19 protein-coding genes, 1 pseudogene and 1 other annotated feature are annotated in these 20,689 nt (G+C 37.3%); of the genes and pseudogenes, 15 read left to right on the top strand and 5 right to left on the bottom strand.

Translation table 11 applies throughout. The features are described from left to right. Positions 1 to 85 precede the first annotated feature (85 nt). The 10 genes and pseudogenes from ACTQ45_RS10085 to ACTQ45_RS10040 all read left to right on the top strand — a co-directional run bounded on the left by ACTQ45_RS10085 (position 86) and on the right by ACTQ45_RS10040 (position 10,108). On the top strand, positions 86 to 1,039 hold the full coding sequence (locus ACTQ45_RS10085; protein WP_153862807.1) for a poly(ethylene terephthalate) hydrolase family protein: 954 nt from the start codon (positions 86 to 88) through the stop codon (positions 1,037 to 1,039). Between the two features lie 26 nt (positions 1,040 to 1,065). Next, the gene (locus tag ACTQ45_RS10080) at positions 1,066 to 2,211 is read left to right on the top strand and encodes a pectin acetylesterase-family hydrolase (protein ID WP_441763603.1); all 1,146 of its coding nucleotides are present in this window, start codon (positions 1,066 to 1,068) and stop codon (positions 2,209 to 2,211) included. Between the two features lie 650 nt (positions 2,212 to 2,861). Continuing rightward, a complete protein-coding gene (locus ACTQ45_RS10075; RefSeq protein ID WP_441763602.1) occupies positions 2,862 to 2,990 on the top strand; it encodes a hypothetical protein in 129 nt (42 codons plus the stop codon). A 589-nt stretch (positions 2,991 to 3,579) separates the two neighbouring features. Beyond that, positions 3,580 to 3,966 (top strand): hypothetical protein, encoded by a 387-nt coding sequence (locus tag ACTQ45_RS10070; RefSeq protein ID WP_441763601.1) that lies wholly within the window; start codon positions 3,580 to 3,582, stop codon positions 3,964 to 3,966. A gap of 602 nt (positions 3,967 to 4,568) precedes the next feature. Beyond that, complete coding sequence (locus ACTQ45_RS10065; protein WP_441763600.1) at positions 4,569 to 4,937, top strand: histidine phosphatase family protein; 369 nt, start codon at positions 4,569 to 4,571, stop codon at positions 4,935 to 4,937. A 221-nt stretch (positions 4,938 to 5,158) separates the two neighbouring features. Next, positions 5,159 to 5,779, top strand: a pseudogene (gene fic, locus ACTQ45_RS10060) (protein adenylyltransferase Fic). A gap of 543 nt (positions 5,780 to 6,322) precedes the next feature. Continuing rightward, positions 6,323 to 6,563, top strand: a binding site (T-box leader). 227 nt (positions 6,564 to 6,790) lie between these two features. Then, positions 6,791 to 7,543 (top strand): SDR family NAD(P)-dependent oxidoreductase, encoded by a 753-nt coding sequence (locus ACTQ45_RS10055; RefSeq protein ID WP_441752426.1) that lies wholly within the window; start codon positions 6,791 to 6,793, stop codon positions 7,541 to 7,543. Between the two features lie 13 nt (positions 7,544 to 7,556). Next, positions 7,557 to 8,777: a M20 metallopeptidase family protein gene (locus ACTQ45_RS10050; RefSeq protein ID WP_441763599.1), complete on the top strand. Its 1,221-nt coding sequence runs from the start codon at positions 7,557 to 7,559 to the stop codon at positions 8,775 to 8,777. Next, complete coding sequence (locus ACTQ45_RS10045; RefSeq protein ID WP_441763598.1) at positions 8,777 to 9,247, top strand: S-ribosylhomocysteine lyase; 471 nt, start codon at positions 8,777 to 8,779, stop codon at positions 9,245 to 9,247. Before ACTQ45_RS10050 ends, ACTQ45_RS10045 begins: the two co-directional genes overlap by 1 nt. 45 nt (positions 9,248 to 9,292) lie before the next feature. Then, positions 9,293 to 10,108, top strand: a complete 816-nt coding sequence (locus ACTQ45_RS10040; protein ID WP_441763597.1) for a MetQ/NlpA family ABC transporter substrate-binding protein — start codon at positions 9,293 to 9,295, stop codon at positions 10,106 to 10,108. Positions 10,109 to 10,278: 170 nt separating this feature from the next. Here ACTQ45_RS10040 and ACTQ45_RS10035 read toward each other — a convergent pair whose 3' ends face one another. The 3 genes from ACTQ45_RS10035 to ACTQ45_RS10025 form a co-directional block, all read right to left on the bottom strand. Then, positions 10,279 to 10,866, bottom strand: a complete 588-nt coding sequence (locus ACTQ45_RS10035) for a class I SAM-dependent DNA methyltransferase (protein WP_441763596.1) — start codon at positions 10,864 to 10,866, stop codon at positions 10,279 to 10,281. A 12-nt stretch (positions 10,867 to 10,878) separates the two neighbouring features. After that, positions 10,879 to 11,781 carry an NAD(P)/FAD-dependent oxidoreductase gene (locus ACTQ45_RS10030; protein ID WP_441763595.1) on the bottom strand — a complete coding sequence of 301 codons (903 nt, stop codon included), beginning with the start codon at positions 11,779 to 11,781 and terminating at the stop codon, positions 10,879 to 10,881. Between the two features lie 73 nt (positions 11,782 to 11,854). Beyond that, positions 11,855 to 12,271, bottom strand: a complete 417-nt coding sequence (locus ACTQ45_RS10025) for an Rrf2 family transcriptional regulator (RefSeq protein ID WP_441752420.1) — start codon at positions 12,269 to 12,271, stop codon at positions 11,855 to 11,857. Positions 12,272 to 12,705: 434 nt separating this feature from the next. Between ACTQ45_RS10025 and ACTQ45_RS10020 the strand changes: the two genes are divergently transcribed. Beyond that, on the top strand, positions 12,706 to 13,182 hold the full coding sequence (locus ACTQ45_RS10020) for a GNAT family N-acetyltransferase (protein WP_441752419.1): 477 nt from the start codon (positions 12,706 to 12,708) through the stop codon (positions 13,180 to 13,182). Positions 13,183 to 13,281: 99 nt separating this feature from the next. Here the strand turns inward: ACTQ45_RS10020 and ACTQ45_RS10015 are convergent, their stop codons facing one another. After that, complete coding sequence (locus ACTQ45_RS10015) at positions 13,282 to 14,004, bottom strand: YoaK family protein (protein WP_441752418.1); 723 nt, start codon at positions 14,002 to 14,004, stop codon at positions 13,282 to 13,284. 585 nt (positions 14,005 to 14,589) lie between these two features. On the opposite strand from ACTQ45_RS10015, the gene rsgA reads away from it, so the two are divergent. Then, entirely contained in the window at positions 14,590 to 15,564 is a 975-nt protein-coding gene (gene rsgA, locus ACTQ45_RS10010; protein ID WP_441763594.1) for a ribosome small subunit-dependent GTPase A, read from the top strand. Positions 15,565 to 15,696: 132 nt separating this feature from the next. On the opposite strand, the gene ACTQ45_RS10005 is transcribed toward rsgA, so the two are convergent. Beyond that, a complete protein-coding gene (locus tag ACTQ45_RS10005) occupies positions 15,697 to 16,611 on the bottom strand; it encodes a MurR/RpiR family transcriptional regulator (RefSeq protein WP_441763593.1) in 915 nt (304 codons plus the stop codon). Between the two features lie 175 nt (positions 16,612 to 16,786). On the opposite strand from ACTQ45_RS10005, the gene ACTQ45_RS10000 reads away from it, so the two are divergent. Genes ACTQ45_RS10000 through ACTQ45_RS09990 form a run of 3 tightly spaced genes read left to right on the top strand, consistent with a single transcriptional unit; the run spans position 16,787 to position 20,566 of the window. Further along, positions 16,787 to 17,626, top strand: a complete 840-nt coding sequence (locus ACTQ45_RS10000; protein WP_441752415.1) for an HAD family hydrolase — start codon at positions 16,787 to 16,789, stop codon at positions 17,624 to 17,626. Positions 17,627 to 17,656: 30 nt separating this feature from the next. After that, positions 17,657 to 19,081: a glycoside hydrolase family 1 protein gene (locus ACTQ45_RS09995; RefSeq protein WP_441763592.1), complete on the top strand. Its 1,425-nt coding sequence runs from the start codon at positions 17,657 to 17,659 to the stop codon at positions 19,079 to 19,081. A gap of 54 nt (positions 19,082 to 19,135) precedes the next feature. Then, entirely contained in the window at positions 19,136 to 20,566 is a 1,431-nt protein-coding gene (locus ACTQ45_RS09990; RefSeq protein ID WP_441763591.1) for a 6-phospho-beta-glucosidase, read from the top strand. Positions 20,567 to 20,689 lie beyond the last annotated feature (123 nt).

Here is a 20,689-nt window from a genome sequence, read left to right as displayed (position 1 = left end):
GAATGATGGTCTTATCATCAAGAGGTTTTTTATATTTTGCGTGAATTGATCCATAAGTTAACTTGATTTTATTAGGAGATTTGTTATGAAAAAATTATTGAAAATATTTGGTATAGCCTTATTGATTATTATGATTATAATCAGTGTGCTGTTTATCAAAGGCAAGATGGACGAAGGAAAGGCATATCTTACCGATGAATACTATAAGGATTTTAAGAGTGATTCGATGGTTGAAATGAAGTATTCCAATCGAGGTGATTTTGAAACAGCATATACAGAATTCGACTCTGATAACCAAAGTATCCAAAAGATACGCATCTGGTATCCAAAAGAATTGGAGAATACGAATAAAAAGTACCCAATGATACTCGTAGTCAATGCGAGTGGTACTAGAGCAGTCAATTACAAACCCTTTTTTGATAGACTTGCAAGTTGGGGATTTATTGTAGTTGGCAATGATGATCCGCAAACGGGGACAGGTGAGACGGCTTCCAAAACGCTGGATTTTGTACTTTCTCTTGGGACCGAGAGTGTGTTATCGGATAAAATTAATCAAGAAAATATTGCTATCATCGGTTACTCACAGGGGGGAGCTGGAGCGTTGGCAGCTGTGACAAAGTATGAAAACGGCAAAACATATAAAACAATCTTCACAGGAAGTGCTGCATATCCATTACTCGCTACGAATATGGGTTGGGATTATGATATAAGTAAAATAAGAATTCCATATTTTATGGTAGCGGGAACAGGAAAATCAGATGATGCTGGTGTAGAAGATGTTACAAAAGAATTTGCGGGTGTGAGTCCTTTAAAGGATATGATTGAGATTTATGAAAAAATTCCTGAAGATGTTGCAAAAATTCGTGCGAGAGCATCTGGTGCCGAGCACGAGGATATGCTTGAACGTTCTGATGGGTATATGACTGCTTGGATGTTATATCAGCTTTATGGGGATGAAGAAGCCAAAAAGGCCTTTGTTGGTGAGCAAGCAGAGATATTAACCAATACAAATTGGCAGGATATCGAGAAAAATCAATAATAAACTAGATTTCAAGGAGAATTAGTATGGAAGCCATTTTGAAAAAAAAGAAAAAACGAAAGTTTAAAATAGTAGGTATAATTTTTTCAATCATTATAGTACTACTTTTAGCCGTATTTATTACATTGAAGATGACATTTCTCAAATCATTCCCTGAATTAACGGGGGATCCAGAAATAGGTAAATGGTATCGTGTTACACCTGAGGGGACAAAATCCTCCGATGGGAGCGAGTGGCATGGGATTTTTAGAAAAGGAACTGAAAATAAAATCGTTGTCTATTTCTTCGGTGGTGGCGTAAGTATTAATGATGAGACTTCAAAAGGGGGCAAAGAATTTTTTGCTACCAACATGATGGGACAGGATTTTGTTGCTCAATTAGGAATTGGGTCTGATAGCGATAAAAATCCATTCAAAGATTGGTCTTTTTTGGTGATACCCTATGCTTCTGGAGATTTTCATACGGGAACAGGAGAGTATACCTATACTGAAGATGGAAAAGAAAAAACAGTTTATCATCAAGGGTATACAAACTATTCCAACTTTGTTAATGAGGCTAAAAAGTACATTGATGAACCAGATACATTGCTAGTTACAGGATTTTCAGCAGGAGCGTTTGCAACATCCTTATTAGCAGATGATGTGATAGATAGATTTCCATCTGCTAACAATGTGACTGTTGCAGTTGATTCAGCATTAATCTTATATGATGATTGGAATAAAACAGCTGTGAACTTGTGGAAATCACCTGAAAAGATTTCAGAACCTTTAAAAGGAAATAATATAGTGTTGGATAGCTTGAATGCACTTTATCAAAAAAGAGGCGATAGAGTTAAAATTTTGTTTGATTCTTCATACAGGGATGATACACTGCTCCAGTATCAATCCTATATAGATAGTGGGAAAATGGCGAATACGAAAGAATTAGGAGACCAATACCAATCTCATTTGAAGACAATGGTAGGACAATTACAAGAGGACATTCCAGGAATAGGTATTTATATTTGGAGTTTAAAAGAAGATCCTAAAACTCAAAACACACAGCATACCATACTTAATGGAGACCCATTCGATTCATTAGGAAATGAGAAGAACATTATTGAGTGGATTGATTCAGCGGTAAATGGACAAATAGAAAATTATGGGTTGGAGCTGTTGGATAAAAGTCTTTGATAGAACCATAATTACAAACACTGTAGGATTCTATTACCGAATTGGCGGATAAAGTGAATTAAAAAAAATTCAACTTTAAGACGGTGATATTTTGTGAGCAAAACAAACAAGTATAGCTCAGGTAAGATTAGTATATATGATAAAGTCTGTGAGCTCTGACAATTTAATAAAAACAAGTCAAAGGCTTATTCAAAATCTATCGTTCAATGTTATCGATAGTTTGGAATAGGCCTTGTTTTTTTGTGTGGTGATATAGGGATAAGTGAAAACATAGCAATAATATGAGAGGGTTGAAACTGGGAAATGGATAATGGGGAAATACACTTCCCAGAGAATGAGAATATTTATATAAGAAAGTTTCCCTTATTGCATGGAGGAGATATGACTCTACTCAAATGGATATAATTACCTACACCTAATAGGGTGAAAAGTGCTTGAAATAAAGGGCTTTGAAATTTGAATATGAATCAAGGTGACTCTAGCGAATAAGAAAGCTAGATTTTTTTATTTTAGGGGTGTCATTCCAATAGCGGGGTGTCAATAAATTTATGCGGGTGTCAAAATAACTAGATATACTTGACTTAGGGGATGTTTAGAGTGATGTATGTAAGCAAAGGAGACTATTTAGAAATACTTGAAATGAAAACAAGATGCTGTTATTGTTGTATACAGTTCAGTTAACTGAAGGTCCAGAAATTTTGTGGAACGAGAGTCCAGACACTGGAAATCCAAAGTATCGAAGCGAAATCTGGATTCCGGTAAAGAAAAAAGACTATTAATTACACCGATTTTTATGATTGAGGGCACTCCTAGCAAGAGTGCCTTTTTCGTAAACGGTACGATTGGTGGATATGTTCCCACGAACGTACGAAATAGTCGACATATTTCCACATACGAGCCTTTTGTTAAAATTCGCAAATACATCAATTGTATCAACTCGTCCCATGTGGAGTGTATAGTATTGATGGAAAAGGTTGGGAAATAAGAAAATATCAATATTAGTAATAAGAGCTATCCGTGATGATGAACTTGTTAATTGAAACAAGTCTACTGTCACGGATTTTCTACATAAAAGAAGGGCTATCTTTATTGAGGTTTTGATTAAATTGATATGAAGCAAGAGACGACTTTAGAAAAGATAAAAGGAATACAAGCAAAAATTAAAACACCATCTCTACTTATCAATCAACATTAATACGATGTATTTAATATTTGTAGAGTGTTTGGCTTTGTTGGAAAAGAAAGATAAGTAAGAACGTAAATAGCTCACAACTCTAGACTTGAAAGAAGTCAGGGCTATTTACGCAGAATGCAAGATGGATCGCAATGGAAAATAACACGCTAATTTAAACACTAAAGGAGGCAAGTATGACTAAAAACATCAAACTTTCGATGCCTGACGGATGCGACAATGCTCCGAGAAAGCAAATTCTGAAAGATTTCAATCTCGCTTTTGTAACCAATGACGAAGCTATTTTAGAAGAAAATATGTCTGATAAAATCACTTGGGAAATTATTGGAGAGGCCACAATCGAAGGAAAGAAAGCCATCCTCATTAGGACGGCCGAATATCACAAAGGCAAAATCACCGAATTAATCCTTCACGATTTTATTACTCACGGAAGAGTGGCATCAGTGCATGGAAAAGTAATCGGCACTGAAGTAAATTATGATTTTTGCTATGTGTATAATTTTACCGGCGCTAGCAAAACGGCCAAAATCAAGGGAATCACGTCCTACATTATTCCAAAATAATTAAAAATCGGTGCCACATGACAGCCTTACTAAAGAGAGAGGCATTTTCAGCTGTCATTGCTGTCATCCTTTTTACAAAAGCACAGTCCTTATTGAAGAAGCATCCTTGAATGGTGAGAATGAGAGGATCAACGAGCTGATAGAATTAATCCGCAATAACAAATACCGTACTCTGAGATATAATGATACCCTTGTAAGGAAGATTATCCAGAATGTTACTGTTTATGATGACCGCTTTGTCATATGCTTTAAATCTGGCATTGAAATGGAAGTATGAAAGACGGATTCAAATAGCCCATGACACTGGAGTAGAGTTATGGGTTTTTCTTTTGATTTATAATTGTGACAATATTTTGTTTTATGTTTTGAAAAATCTAATAAGTACATGAAAAGGGTGTAAATATGACAACCACTGTATATTTTATTCGTCATGCCGAATCGAATCTAGATAATCATAATAATTTTACGAGAGAACTTTCTCCGAAAGGGCTATCTGACCGTCAATAAATTATCGATTACTTTAAAAATATAGAACTTGCTGCTATGTATTCAGTCCTTATAAACGCTCAATAGATACGATACAACCATTATCAAATCAAAAAATGTTGAATATAATTACTGTTGAGGACTTTAGGGAACGGAAAGTTACTGAACAGTGGATTGAAAATTTTGATGAGTTATCTAAAGAACAATGGGAAAATTTCAATTATAAGTTTTCAGATGGTGAGAATTTAAATGAAGTTGCACTAAAGAATGTCACTGCTCTTGAGAATTTGTTAGAGATTCACGTGGGACAATCAATTGTTGTTGGAAGTCACGGAACATCTCTCTTTACGATAATAAATCATTATACTGGGAAATTTTCATTTGAAGACTTCAATAAAATTAAAGGAATTATACCTTGGCTAGTACAATTTAATTTTAAAGGAAGCAAGTTAATTGGAATTGAGCATGAGTATTTTAGAGGATAATTCACATTTAAACCATGTGGAGTGTGTAGTATTACTTGAGAGAGTTCGAACGGAGTGAGTTACTCTCTCTGCTGCGAAGCAATAGTATAGCTGATGGAAAAGATTAAAGAGTAAATCATTGTTAAGTCAGCTTTTGGGATATGTTTATAATATTCAGAAGGCTGATCTTTTAGTATAATTGAAGAATACTAATGATTCTATAAATAAAAGGAGGGCGAGTTTTGGTATTAGAAAATATATTAGGTATATCTGATTCTGTAGAATTAGCAAGAGTGGAAGAAATGATTAGTAAAACCAAGCCAATATAACTATTTGATAGTGGTTTATTGAATCAGTTAAAGCTAGGAGAGGTAAACTCTTTATACACGATTCACCAACTTTTATTTGGTGATGTTTTTGAATTTGCTGGTCAAACACGACTCGTTAATATTACAAAAGGAAATTTTAGATTTGCACCTATCATGTATTTAGAAGTTGCTTTAAAAAATATCGAAAAAATGCCTCAAACTACTTTTAATGAGATTGTTGAAAAATATGTTGAAATGAATATCGCACATCCTTTTCGAGAAGGTAATGGTCGTAGTATGCGAATTTGGTTAGATTTAATTTTTAAGAAGGAATTAGGACAAGTGGTAAACTGGAGTCTAGTTGATAAGGATGATTACCTTCTAGCGATGGAACGAAGTCCAATTAAAGATATTGAAATTAAGCATCTATTAAAGAATGCACTGACTGACAAAATTGATGATCGAGAAATGTATATGAAAGGTATTGACCACTCATATTATTATGAGGGATATACTATCTATAAATCAGAAGAATTAGACTTAGAAAGAGAATAATTTTAAACAATAACATAATACTCAATTGATCAAATCACACTAAGTCTTGGATCTAGAAACATGTGGCGTGTGTTACTCAATCAGCTGAGAAGCGATAGTATAGCTGTTGGAGAATAAGAAAGCATCAATATTTATAATAAGAATTATCCGTGAATTTGAACTTTTTTTGAAACAAGCCATTGTCACGAAATTTATATTCATATTAACAATGTCATATGCAGAAATAGTCAAAAGAGAAGTGTACAAAACTAATGACAAAAGAGTAAATCCACTTATCAAACAAAATATGCCAAATAGTTCTTTGGTATCAAAAACCTAAGTTGTGCTAATCGCATGACGGCAATCGAACAAAATTGATAACAACAGCCTTTCTAGAAGAATTGGTGGCTTATGTTGTAAAGTATATTTAAACAGCGTTCAAAGTTGCACTAATAGTCATTAGTGGTAATTTGTGTTGAATATATTTATTTGTCCTTGACAGTCAGAACGACAAATGATAATATTTTATTCAATTACTAATCTTAATTTAATTAAGCTAATAACATTATTACTTTGAAGAGAAGAGTAACTGAGGAAGTCCTTTTAAGAGAGCCCGGATGGTGTGAAAGGGTATGGATTGAATGAGTGAAGATGAGCTCTGAGTTTTCGAAAGGTTAACGCTTTTCGAACGGGTGCAACCGTTATATTGCCGGGTCTCATTGATGTTAATCAATGGCACTTATTGAGATAATAGCTGTGAGGTTATTATAAATTAGGGTGGTAACACGGTTGAACCGTCCCTTTGTATGTCCAATTAATGGTGCATTCAAAGGGGCGGTTTTTTTGTCTGTCGAAATATTTGATAGAGAACTGATTAGTAAAAAATCGTAGGGAATAGAGGTGTTATTGTGAACTCAACAATAAACAGTCCGAGCTTGCTCTTTCATAATTGGATGATAAATACTTTTTAGGCATATTTGATCCGGAGAATAACAGAGAAATCTTTAAAGAAGAGAATTGAGGCAGAGCATCATGAAGCAACAATTGATCCTCGTTACTGGGGGGAATTCAGGAATTGGTCGCGGGTGTGTAGAGCATTTTATCAAAGAAGGGCATCTTGTAATTAATTTAGACCGTCAACATAGTCAGGCGGAAAGTTTAAGTCCAAATGAAATCCAAGTCGCAATCGATTTAAAGAATGTCAATGATATCACAGAAGCTATTGAAGAAGTCATTGCTGAACACGGTGTGCCGACTGTGCTAATCAATTGTGCTGGGATATCTAGAATGGATTTTACGATTGAAAGTAAATTGAAGGATTGGGAAGACACGTTTAAGATTAATGTCTTTGCGGTGAGTGAGTTAATGAAAGTAGTAGCGAAAGCACTAATTAAGCAACAATTGCCAGGACGCATCATTAATATTGCTTCTCAAGCAGGTAAGAATGGTTACCGTGGTCTAAGTTCTTATGTGGCTTCTAAGCATGCGGTGATTGGGTTGACCAAAACGGCAGCGATAGAATTAGCTAAGAACGATATTCTGGTCAATGCGGTCTGTCCAGGGATTGTCGAAACGCCAATGAAATATCGTGAAAGAATTGAAGGTGGGGCTTTACGAGGGATGACTGCCGAAGAAGTTTATGCAGAAGATTGTTCACAGGTTCCATTGGGGCGTACCGCTGAAGTGGCTGACGTGGTAGGGGTGATTGAATTTCTTACGAGAGGTGAATCCTCTTATATGACGGGACAAGCAATCAATGTTACCGGCGGGATGACGATGCATTAAAAGGAGGCGAGACATGATGTATAAATCTGATTTATTTGAGAGTGAAATTGAAGCTATTTGGGAACAAACAATCAAATGGCGGCGTCACTTACATCAATATCCTGAGAAAGCCCATGAGGAATTTGAAACCGCCAATTACATTGAACATGCCATCAAACAAATTAATGAACGTCTCGTGGTGGAAAGACTACTGCCGACAACTGTGCAAACTACATTAGTAGGAAAATATCCTGGAAAAAGGATTTTGTTGAGAGCAGATATCGATGCCTTAGCTGTTTTGGAAGCGACCGATCTACCCTTTAAGTCACTGAAACCTGGCTTGATGCATGCTTGTGGCCATGATGGACATACTGCCATCTTGCTTAGCGTGCTTGCTATACTAGCGCCTTATCAGGATAGACTATCAGGAGACATCGTGTTTGTCTTTCAAGCTGCTGAAGAAGTGGCAGGTGCAAGGGAACTAATCAAAACAGGGTTTTTAGAAACGATTGATGAAGCTTATGCGCTGCATCTATGGCCAGAATTAGAGGTTGGCAAATATCAATTAGCGAGTGGGCCCATTATGGCTGCCGGCAGTTGGTTTGATATTACGATTAGAGGTAGAGGCGGACATGCTGGTCGACCACATGAGACGGTTGATCCAATTAATGCGAGTCTGAATTTATTGTCATCGATTAAGACACAATTGAGTCGCAAGATTAATCCTTTAGAGACGCATACTTTTTCTGTCACTTATATTCATTCAGGTGAGGCAACGAATGTGATCCCCAATAATTTAAACTTTGGTGGCACAATCCGTACATTAAATCAGCAGCTTCTATTAGAGATTAGAGAAATTATAATTGAAACGCTTGAAAGCTATGCCAAGCTCTATGGCTTTGAGTTTGAAGCGACGTTTGAGATTGATGGTCTGCAAGCAGGGGATGCGCCGTCCGCTCCACTCATCAATGACGAGCGCCTAGTGAAGCAATTAAGTGAAAATTTAAGTAAGCATTATGGAAAGGTTGTCGAGCCTTTTACACCAACTTTAGCTGGTGAGGATTTTTCTTTTTACGCTCAAAAAGTACCCGTTGCTTTCACAATGGTCGGAGCAGCAGAACCTAACGACTCTGGAGAGGTTAAAGCCAATTTTGGTTTACATCATCCTCAATTTACATTCGATGAATCCGCCTTAGTGTGGGGGATTCGCTTATTTTTAACAATAACTTTAACAATGATAGGAGAACATAACTAATGGAAAAAATTGCAAGTTTTACAGTAGATCACTTAAATTTGACACCGGGTTTATATTTATCACGTGAGGATCAAGTCGGAGGGCAAGTGATTAAGTCTTATGATTTACGTTTTACGGCTCCCAACTTTGAACCAGTCTTGAATACTGCAGAAATTCATACGATTGAACATTTAGCCGCTACTTTTTTACGTAATCATGCGGAATTTAAAGACGAAGTTATATATTTCGGACCAATGGGCTGTCGGACTGGTTTTTATTTAATTCTGACCGATCAAGTTAACCCTGCTGATACGTTAAGATTATTGAAAGAAACATTTGCTTTCTGTGCGACCTATGAAGGTGAAATTCCAGGTGCAGCAGCTCGTGACTGTGGTAACTATTTAGATCAAAACTTACCAATGGCACGCTATTTTAGCGAGAAATATGCGAAGACATTGGATGGCGTGACAGATTTAAGCTTTAGTTATTAAGACTAGCATGCGGTCGCTAAAGGTCATTAAGGAGGAAAAAACAAGATGAATAAATTAAAGAAGTTATTGGCGATACTAGGTTTGGTAATATATTTAAGTGTTTCTGTAAATGGAACTGCAAGTGCACAAACGACGGTTACTGTCGGTGTCATTGGTGACTCAACTGACCCTATATGGGAGCTAGTCCAAGAAAATTTAGGCGAAGCTATTCAAATTGAATTAGTTAGTTTCATGGATGGGATTTATGCAAACCAGGCACAAGCAGAAGGCGAGTTAGATTTAACTGCCTTCCAACACAATGCATTTTTAAATAGTGAAATTGCAGATAAAGGCTATGAATTAGTTGCTATTGGGAATACAATTATTAGCCCAATGAATATTTATTCAGACAACATTAGTGATATATCTGAACTGTCTGAAGGTGATCAAATTGCCATTCCCAACAATGTGACCAATATGGGACGCGCCTTGATTGTTTTGGACCGAGCAGGATTGATTAAGGTAGATCCAAGTAAAGGGTTCTTGCCAGATATCACGGATATTATTGAAAACCCTTTGAATTTGGATATTGTCGAAGCGGATCCGGCATTGATTCCTCAAGCACTTCCTGACTTGGCAGCAGGGATTACGAATAGTGACTTGGCTATAGATTTTGGATTAAATCCAGTTAAAGATGCGATTTTCGCTTTAGCCATTGATCCAGATAATGAAGATCTACAACCTTATATCAATATTATTGTCGCACGGACAGAAGATGCAGAGAATGAAATATACTTAAAAATTGTTGAAGCTTTTCAGCAAGACAATGTAGCGGAATTCATATTAGCTCATTATGATAATGCTTTGATTCCTGCTTGGTAAGTAGACTAAGGAATCATTTTAAGTTTAACGTAATTATAAACTTCTTTAAATACTTTTTGCACTAATCATGTTGATGTAACAATAGAACCGATCAAAGTGGAAATGAATCCCATTTTGATCGGTTTTTGTGTGATATTTTGTTAAAAAAGAAAAGCTTTCTGTCTAGTTTTCTATTTTCTAGCGCTGATTATAAAACGTGAGGCATGATAGTGATTATTTTCTTTTGCTGCATCATAAATAGATTCTGATTGAATGTTTCGAAAACCGATAGCTGACAAGTTAGTAGCCAATTCAGAGCAATCTATGCCATGATGGTTATGGTCTTGCTTTTCCATTTCGATAATAAATAGTTGTCCATTGTCATTTAAATTGTTATAAAGTTTGGACAAGAGCTCTTGATGATTAGCTATATGGTGTAAAACTAAAGAGAGGATGAGCGTATCAACTTTGCGTGGAAGTTGTAAGTCATTTTCCATATCCGATTGCAGAACGCTCGCATTAGTTGCGCCTCTTTGACTTAATTTTGTCTCTACTGCTTTAAGCATATTCTTAGATCCATCAACAAAGATCATGGAGTCAAAGTCGTCTAATAAGTCGAGCCCAATAAGCCCAGTTCCGCAGCCTAAATCAGCTGCAGTTTTTGTCTTGTCTTTGTCTTTAAAACGACGGATCGCTTCTACTGCTAAATGTGCCATTTGAATGTTTAATGGTGTATCATAGCGTGTTGCGAGTTGGTTGAATTTGTCGATAGGATTCATTTCTGTCACTCCTTATTTAGTTAGAAAATGTGCTTCACTGCTGTCAGCAATAATGCCAATTCCAGCCATATGGCCTTGACTGGCAGATACGATTAATTGAGAAGGACCTGTGATTTCACCAGCTGCATAAATACCCGGGATACTCGTATGTCCCATCATATCAGTTGTAATATAACCGAAGTCATTGACTTCAATGCCTAGTTGTTCAATGAATGGCAGTGTATTATCTAATACAGTCGCACAGAAACCGCCTGTTCGCACTAGTTCTTCGCCATTTTCGAAGGTTACGCTTTGTAATTGACCCTGATCACCTTTTAGTTCGACGATTTTATCTTCGATAAGGCGAATATTATTTAGTGCTAGATTTTCTTTCTGCTCACTCTCTAAAAAATAGTTTCCGTTAGTAGCTATGACGAGATCATCAGTCCAATTCTTTAATAATTTGGTCAGGTGAAATGCTTGTATGGATTCGATGATGAGGATAAGAGAATGTTCTTTCATCTCCCAACCGTCGCAGAATGGGCAAGAAAAAATACTCGTCCCATAATAATGTTCAATGCTTTTTACGTCGGGAAGTGTTTCCTTTAAACCAGTGGCGAGTACAATATTTTTAGTGTGAATGTTAACACCGGACTGAGTAGTCAATTCAAAGGAGTCATCAGTTAACTTTACGATTGCTCGGACGCGGTCATTTTTAATTGAAATACTAGGATATTTTAGTAAATCCTGTCTGCCTTTTTCTCTAAAATCTTCTGGTTTAATTCCATCTCGTGTTAAGAAGGCGTGCGATTCTTTTGTCACCGCATTTCGTGGTTTTTCTTCATCAATCAGTAACACATTCTGTTTACCTCTTCCGGCAACTAAAGCTGCACTCATTCCTGCAGGTCCGCCACCGATAATCACAACATCGAACATATTATTTCCTCCTCGTATAGCTTTCTATTAAAGACTCAGATTGTCTGTAATTGGGGTGGAAATTAGCCATAAGCTAATCCTTAACGGGCATTTGTGCTAAAATTCCAGCAATTGTCTTGTGTGACAGGGCTTCAAGCATCTTATCTTCGGCATCGGCGATTGCTTTTTCAATCAGACACTCATGATGATGCCCTTTACCTTCAAGTGTCATTGTGCAGTTGAGTAGGGCATCTTGACCTTCGATTGCTTGAATGATTTCCAGAAAAGTTACTTGTTCAGGCGATTTTAGCAAGCGGTAGCCACCATTGACACCAGGCGTCGACAGAATCAAGTTGGCTTTAGCTAGTTTAGTGAGAATCTTGGATAAATAGGTTGGTGAGAGATTTTGAAGTTGAGCGAGATCTTCGACTCGAACAGCCTCATTATCTGTTTCCATCGCTAAATGAACCATCGAATGGAGCGCATAGTTCGTGGCTTTTGAATATTTCATACTGTTTCCCCCTTAATTAAAGACTCTGTTTGTCTGTAATTGAATATAAGGCAAAAGAAAGGAGATGTCAATAGTTAGTGAACAATTATATCTGATAAAATAATTGAGAAAGCGAAAGTTTAGTTAAACTGTCAGCCTAGGTAATAAAAATCTATTCCGAACGAAAATTAGGGACCCATTCAATAGTATTGTTAGGGTGATACCATATCCTTTTATTTATTATCATTCATACTAAGCGATGGATGTAATATACTATTGAAAGAGATAACTTCTTTTGGGAAACGAGCTTTTGTCAGTGTGGGTTTAAAGGAAAAACACTTATTAACGAACAGACTATTTCAGGTAATGAGAGATAAAGGATTTTATCACAGCAAAATAATCAATAAATAGTTTGATAACAAAAGACAGAAAGAATGCTTAAGAGGTACTAAAAAATGACAATAGAATTCCGTTCAATTGATCAATCAAACTATAACGAGTGTATAGAGTTAAGGGTTAATGAGAGTCAAGAAAAGTTCGTAGCACCCAATCAGTATTCTTTAGTTCAAGCTGCCTATGAACCTAATCTATATCCTTTGGCAATTTATAATCAGTCGCAAATGATTGGTTTTATCTTGTATGATTTCGATGAAGAAATAAAGGGCTGGTCAATGAGTCGTTTTATGATTGCTGACTCCTATCAGAATCGTGGGTTTGGGAAACAAGCTTTAAAGCAATTTTTGAAATGTTTCAAAGAAAGTTATCCGCAGGTCTTAAAACTGTATACGAGTGCAGAAGTAGAGAATACAAAGGCTATTGAACTGTATAAAAGAGCAGGTTTTAAGGAAGGCGACGTATTCGAGTATGAATCTGGTGGCGTCATATATACGGAAATCCGCTTATTGAAGTCATGGGAAAACGTTCATGCATAGTAGAGTAGTTAACCAGCCTATGAGTCCTATGAGGAAATAAATGTATTCATACAAAATCATCCGAGATGACATTTCGTAGTCTCGGATGATTTCATTTACTTACTTGAGTAGAAAATCAAATAAGGAGTGTTCGTTAAGTTTTAATTGTTCATTTCTTAGCTTGAGGTAATTTACGTGGTGATATAACAAGAAGTATAAGATACCTGACACCAAATAGAGACTGCTTGCCACAAACCAAATGTTTACCTCTGTGCGGAGTAATAAAACCGCTCCTACCAAAGCACCCATTACAAAAGAAGAAATATTCATCAATTGAAATCGTGCTTTCCAGAGTTCGGAGGGTTTCCCTGCTAAGCTTCTTCCAATGGCTAAGCCGGCATCGGTAAGATTTCCTGACATATGGGTCGTCCTGACAATCATACCTTTATAATAGACAAACATGCCGTTTTGAAGGCCTAAAATCATGGCAGTGCCTAAAGAATACCACAATGGATCTTTAAGTACGAAGCTAGCAACTGCAATCGCAAAGGCAGAGACTAATTGAATATACCCATAACGACGCGTTAATTTAAATACTTGTGCTGGAAACAAAAAGCCACTCAAGAGACTTCCCAGGAAAAAAGCGAGTAAAATCATTAACAAGTGAATAAATTTCTCGTAATTTCCTTCGAGCAACACAATCATACCATGCGTCAAATTACCTGTATGATGGGAACTAGTTGCCGAGAATAAGATTATAGATGTAGCATTCATAAAACCCGCAATGGCGGATAATAAAAAAATCCAACTAGTGAACTGAAACTTTAGTGCTTTTTTTCTCAAATAAATCCCTTCTATTCCTAGTGCTGTATAGTCTACATTCTATCGCATTCCTTGAGATGTGGTCAAATAGACACTGATAATAATCTAATGAAAGTAAAATTGTCAAATTTTAATCTTACTGAGGTAGAAGAGATATTCCGGCATAGAAAGTTAGTATTCTTGATAGTCATGTGACATCAGAATATAGAATACTCTGAGATTCAAGAGTATCCTGTGTTTATTAAATTCCTGATTAACAGAGTGAATCGTTTCTGGCAGTGTTCGTTTTAAACTTGGATTATTTGTCCACTCGTGTTGTGTGACTCGAAAAGAGAGACTAATTATGCACGCTTATAATTAGCTTAATTTTATAACTTTTGTTACTATGTATTTAGCGATAGGACGTTAGAATCTATCTATCTAGAAAGAGGGTGAGATAATGAAAAAAATAATATACAAAGTCTATTTCATTAATCTCATACTTCACTGTGTGTAAAATTAAATTCATTATGATTAATGCTCATTTTTGAAATTTTCTTTGTAGTCGTGACTAACAGACTGTTGGAAATTTTGAACATGAGCTTTTTATATGAATTGAGGGAAAAGATGGATTTTGGAATTAATGCATATTGTATAAGACATGGGTTTGTTATAGCAGATATCGTAAGAATCACTGAAAAAAATCGAAATGTTTATCAAGTAGTGAATCACAAAGGAGACCACCTCCAGGCTATTACTACTAACGATAAAGATTATTATGTCGGAGATTTTGTGAGTGTCACCACCGTTGATAATCAGCTATTTATTACGCACTGTTTAACTAGAGAAAATGTAATATCCAAGGCGCGTAACACAACGAGTAAAGATTTTTTGTTTCATGTAGAGGAACAAATTCTAGCGACTAATGTAGATCAATTATTTATTTTAATTGCCGCTGATCAACGATTTACATTAAGCAAGCTAGAACGCTATCTCATGGTATTTTCAGGGATGGTAAAGGATATTAAGATACTTATTTCTAAAAATGATTATCAATTAAAAACAGAAAAGATATTAGAAGATGTATCACGGGTGTATCCTCATTTAAGAATCTGTTCTTATTCTATTTTAAATGAGGAAAGTTTGCTTCATTTAAACACATTATTTGAACCAGGCGAAACGGCACTATTGGTTGGATCATCAGGTGTGGGAAAATCCACCTTAACCAATTATTTATTAAATAAAGTGTCAATTATTACTAACGACGTTCGAATGGATGGAAAAGGAAAACATACGACCACTGCGACTAAAATGTATCATGCCACAAGTAGTGAATCATATTTAATAGATAGTCCAGGATTTAAAGGGATTCAAACATCAAGAGAAATTGACTCTGAAATACTCTTTGAGGATATTAGTCGATTAGCAGTAGAGTGTAAATTTAATGATTGTAAGCATCAAAGTGAACCAGGATGTGCTGTGAAGTCAGCTATAAAAAATCAAAGATTAGATTCTGAGATGTATGCAAGGTTTCTCTATCAGAAAAAGAAAAGAGAAGGCTACGAAAGATATATCCGAGATAAGAATAGAAAAAAAGGGTGAATGATCACAATAAGCTTTAGTGGCTAACGGTTTTGAGACGACTATATAGTGTTCATTCCACCAAAAGAAAAAGAACACGTTATCTTTAAAGATGGCGTGTTCTTTTGATACTTTATAAGGGATTAGCGAAAGTTACTCCAAATTTTCATTCGCTGCTTGTCCCGAAGGGCTGATTGCTTCTTCAATCATCGTGTTGGTCGTTGTACGGCTGTCATAAGCTTGGCCAATTTGAATCAAATGATCTAGGTTTTTCTGGTAATTGGCAGCGAAGACCACCGAATACAATAGGTCCAATAAATAGATAATTGAAGTATTGGACGTGAAGTTACCGATTTTAGAGTAGAGACGTTCACGTGTCGTGATGCTGAGATTGCAGTCACTCATCCGGGCAATTTGGTTGTCACCCATATTCGTGAGCGATAGTATTCTGGCACCTTTTTGCTTCAGGAACTTCCCGCAATGCACATAAGTCGCGTTTTCTCCAGTATAAGAAATAATCAAGCCACACGTATCTGGGCTGGCATTGTAGGCTTCATAGACACTGATATCGAATTCACTCGAAAGGGTGACCGGCATACCAATCCGTCGCATTTTAGTCACAAAGTCCGTCGCGATTTTAGCATTCGTCAGTGAAGCAAAGATAATAATTTGCTTAGCGTCGAGTAGAAGCTTCTGAGCTTTAACAAGGGACTCTCTTTCAACTAAGCTCACGGTATCTGAAATCGTATTCTGTTCGAGTTGGGCTAATTTGTGCATGATGGTAATGACATCGTCTGTGTGATCGAAAGGAATATTGGCGTCAATGACATTGAAGTGGCTGTTGAGGTATTGCCATTCCTTTTGGTATTCCGTGCGAAGACTCGTCCAGCCATCAAAGCCAAGTTTCTTGGCTAAGCGAATCACAGAGTTGGGGTTCGTGTGTGTAAAGCTTGCTAAATTTTGCGTCGTCAATTGGTCTAATTCATGTGGGTGTCGGATGAGATAATCTGCAATTTGATTTTCTGCGTCTGAAAAAGTCATGGCTCTTAAGTGCTCAATTATTAACATAAGCCCTCCTGTACACATAAAGTGTATTGATTTGTGTTCATTATACACAAAAACACTGTGTATTCCTAGAATCGCTGTGTCAAAGTGAATAATTACGGCAGTTTGATTGAAATTGGCATCGCATTTCAGTTAACTTAGAGTTAAGGGAAAGTCTATTTGAAAGGGGCATGTTTACATGAATGAAAATTGGTATATATTTATCGATGTGGATGGAACGTTAGTTGATTATAATAACCATCTGCCGGCATCTGCTGTGCAAGCAATTAAAGAGGCTCGTGCTAACGGGCATAAGGTGTATGCGGTGACCGGACGGTCTAAAGCAGAAATGTACGAAGAAATTTTAGGCATCGGCTTAGATGGCTATGTTGGAGGTAACGGAAACTATATTGAGGCAAATAATGAAGCGTTAATGCATTTAGCAATTCCAGTCGAGGATGTCAAAAAGATTGTCGACTGGCTTCATGAAAGAGGCTTGGAATATTATGTAGAAGCCAATTCAGGACTGTATGCTTCGACTAATTTTAAAAAACGTGGCAAAGAAACCATGCGTGCTTATGTTGAAGGTAAAGGTGTGGAAACGGATGAAACATTCTCAGTGGATGACGCCTTCCCCTATATGATTTACGGTACAGAGCCTGTACGTGAGGATGTCAATAAAATATCGTTTATCTTAAATACTTATCAAGACTACTTAGATGCGACGGAATACTTTGCTGATTTTCAAGTGAATTCTTGGGGTGGTAAAGGTGAGCATGCCTTGTTCGGTGATGTGGCGCGTGGCGGGATAAATAAACGGACAGCTTTAGAATTTTTAGAAAGCCATCATAAGTTAAATCCTAAACATACAATGGCGGTAGGGGATGCCAAAGTGGACATTCCAATGTTGGAGTATGCTGAAGTTGGAGTTGCGGTAGCTAGTGGTGGCGAAGAAATAAAAGCCATGGCTGACTACGTGACGGATGCAGTTTCAGATGATGGTTTATATAATGCGTTTAAACACTTTGGTTTAATTTAGTTACTTAGAATTGAAGGGAGCAAATATATTATGACAACACCAAAATTTCCAGAAAATTTCTTATGGGGAGGGGCTACAGCCGCAAACCAATTAGAAGGCGCTTATAACGAGGGTGGGCGTGGACTGAGTGTGCAAGATGTGATGCCAAAAGGCTTAATGACAGCACCCACTCTAGAACCAACAGAAGAGAACTTAAAATTAAAAGGAATTGATTTCTACCATCGTTACAAAGAAGATATAGCTTTAATGGCACAAATGGGCTTCAAAGTCTTCCGCCTATCGATTTCTTGGTCAAGAATTTATCCAAACGGTGACGACGCCCAACCAAACGAAGAAGGACTACAATTCTATGATGATTTGTTTGATGAACTGCATAAGCATGGCATGGAGCCATTAGTGACCTTGTCGCATTATGAACCACCTCTGAATTTAGCTCGTAACTATCGTGGTTGGATTGACCGTAAAGTGATTGGCTTCTTTGAAACATATGCTCGGACAGTCTTTGAACGTTATCAAGATAAAGTAAAATATTGGTTAACATTTAATGAAGTTAATTCAATCATAAGCGCACCAGCTAACGGAGCTATTTTTCCAGAGGAAATGGAAGTTACTTTAGCTGATAAATGGCAAGCGGCTCATAACCAATTAGTTGCCTCTGCAGCAGCTACTAAAATTGCTAAAGAGATTAATCCTGAGATGCAAGTCGGTTGTATGGTCATTTCGATGCCAACTTACCCAATGACGCCAAAGCCTAAAGACCAACTAGCGGTTAGAGACTTTATGAATGAGAACTATGCCTTTACAGATATCCATGTTCGTGGCGAATACCCAGGTTATTTAAAACGTCATTTGCGCGAACAAGGCATTGAAATTAAATTTGGTGAAAATGATGCCGCAATCTTAAAAGAACATACGGTCGACTTCATTTCATTCTCTTATTACGTCTCATTAGTTCAAGCTCATGATCCTGAAACTTATCAGAGTGGTGAAGGCAATATTTTCCGAGGGTTAGAAAATCCATACTTAGACTCTTCAGAGTGGGGCTGGCAAATTGACCCAATTGGCCTACGCCTTGTTTTAAATGATTTCTGGGATCGATATCAATTGCCACTCTTCATTGTTGAGAATGGCTTAGGTGCCAAAGATGTACTGATTGAAGATGGCGCAGGTAGCTTTACCGTTGAAGACGATTACCGAATTGCTTACTTGAAAGCTCACTTACAACAAGTTGGCGAAGCAATTGAAGATGGCGTAGAATTGCTTGGTTATACTTCTTGGGGACCGATTGACTTTGTATCCATGTCAACCGCTCAAATGTCTAAACGTTACGGCTTTATCTATGTTGACCGCAATGATGATGGAGAAGGTAGCTTGAAGCGTTATAAGAAAAAATCTTTCAACTGGTATAAAGAAGTGATCGGCACGAATGGGGCAAGTTTATACGACGCTGAGTAAATGACTAATTAACCAATCAAGACAAACTCTCACTTATAATAGGAGGAATAATTAATGGGCTTTCCAAAAGATTTTCTATGGGGTGGCGCTACAGCTGCTAACCAGTACGAAGGTGGCTACAATGAAGGTGGACGCGGCTTGGCGAACGTCGATGTCATGCCACACGGCGAGGACCGTTTCCCAATTGGCTTAGGTAAAAAACTTCACTTAGCCTTTGATGAGGCACATCACTATCCAGCAAAAGTTGGTGTGGATTTCTACCACCGCTATAAGGAAGATATCGCTCTTTATGCTGAAATGGGCTTTAAAGTGTTCAGAATGAGTATTGCTTGGAGCCGAATTTTCCCTATGGGAGATGAAGCTGAGCCAAACGAAGAAGGACTAAAGTTTTACGAGAATGTTTTCAAAGAACTGAAGAAGCATAACATCGAGCCTTTAGTGACTATTACTCACTTTGATATGCCAATTCATTTAATTAAAGAATATGGTGGGTGGAAAAACCGTCAAGTTGTGGATTTTTATGCGAACTTAGTACGCGCTTTATTCACACGTTACAAAGGTCTAGTCCGTTACTGGATTACCTTTAATGAGATTAACATTATTCTTCATTTACCATTTATGGGTGCGGGTCTAACGTTCGAACCTGGCGAGAATGAAAAGCAAGCGAAATACTCAGCGATTCACCATGAACTGGTCGCAAGTGCACTCGCAACGAAGATTGCTCGCGAGATTGATCCAAACATTAGGGTAGGCAGTATGTTGGCGGCAGGGACATTCTATCCAGCTTCACCCAATCCTAAAGATGTTTTCCAAGCCCAGCAGGATAACCGCAATAACTATTTCTTCGTGGACGTGCAAGCACGAGGTGCCTACCCAGCTTATGCCCTTAAATCTTTTGAGCGCGAAGGTATTGTAATTCCGTTTGAAGAGGGCGACAAGGAACTATTGAAAGAAAACACGGTCGATTACATTACCTTCTCATATTACACGTCGAATATGTCAGTCCATCCGGATAATGTTGATGCACATGAAAAAGCCTCGGGTAATATTATTGTAGGTCAGAAGAATCAGTATTTGAAAGTCAGTGAGTGGGGTTGGCCAATTGATCCCTTGGGCTTGCGTACGACGATGAACGAAATCTATGACCGCTACCAAAAACCACTTTTCGTTGTTGAAAATGGTTTAGGTGCCATTGATAAACCGGACGAGAATGGCTATGTTGCAGATGATTACCGTATTAATTATCTACGCGATCACATCAGTGCTATGAGGGATGCTGTGACATTGGATGGTGTTGACTTAATGGGCTACACGAGTTGGGCACCGATTGATCTAGTGTCTGCTTCGACAGGCGAAATGTCGAAACGTTATGGCTTCGTTTATGTGGACCGCGATGATGCAGGTAATGGTAGCTTGAACCGTACGAAGAAAAAATCATTTGAATGGTACAAGCAAGTGATTGCCTCAAACGGCGAAACTATTTAATCAAATGCTAGAATGCGACTCACAATCTTACGGCAACGCGGGATAGTGAGTCGTATTTGTTCTAAAAAATTTTTTCAAAGAAGTTCTATCTCAGAACGGAGAATAATTATTCTACAGAAAGGA

This window comes from Fundicoccus sp. Sow4_D5, assembly GCF_052116365.1.
Classification (GTDB): Bacteria; Bacillota; Bacilli; order Lactobacillales; family Aerococcaceae; genus Fundicoccus.
Note: the sequence above shows the minus strand (reverse complement) of the source record. Positions and strands in the feature narration are given on the sequence as shown.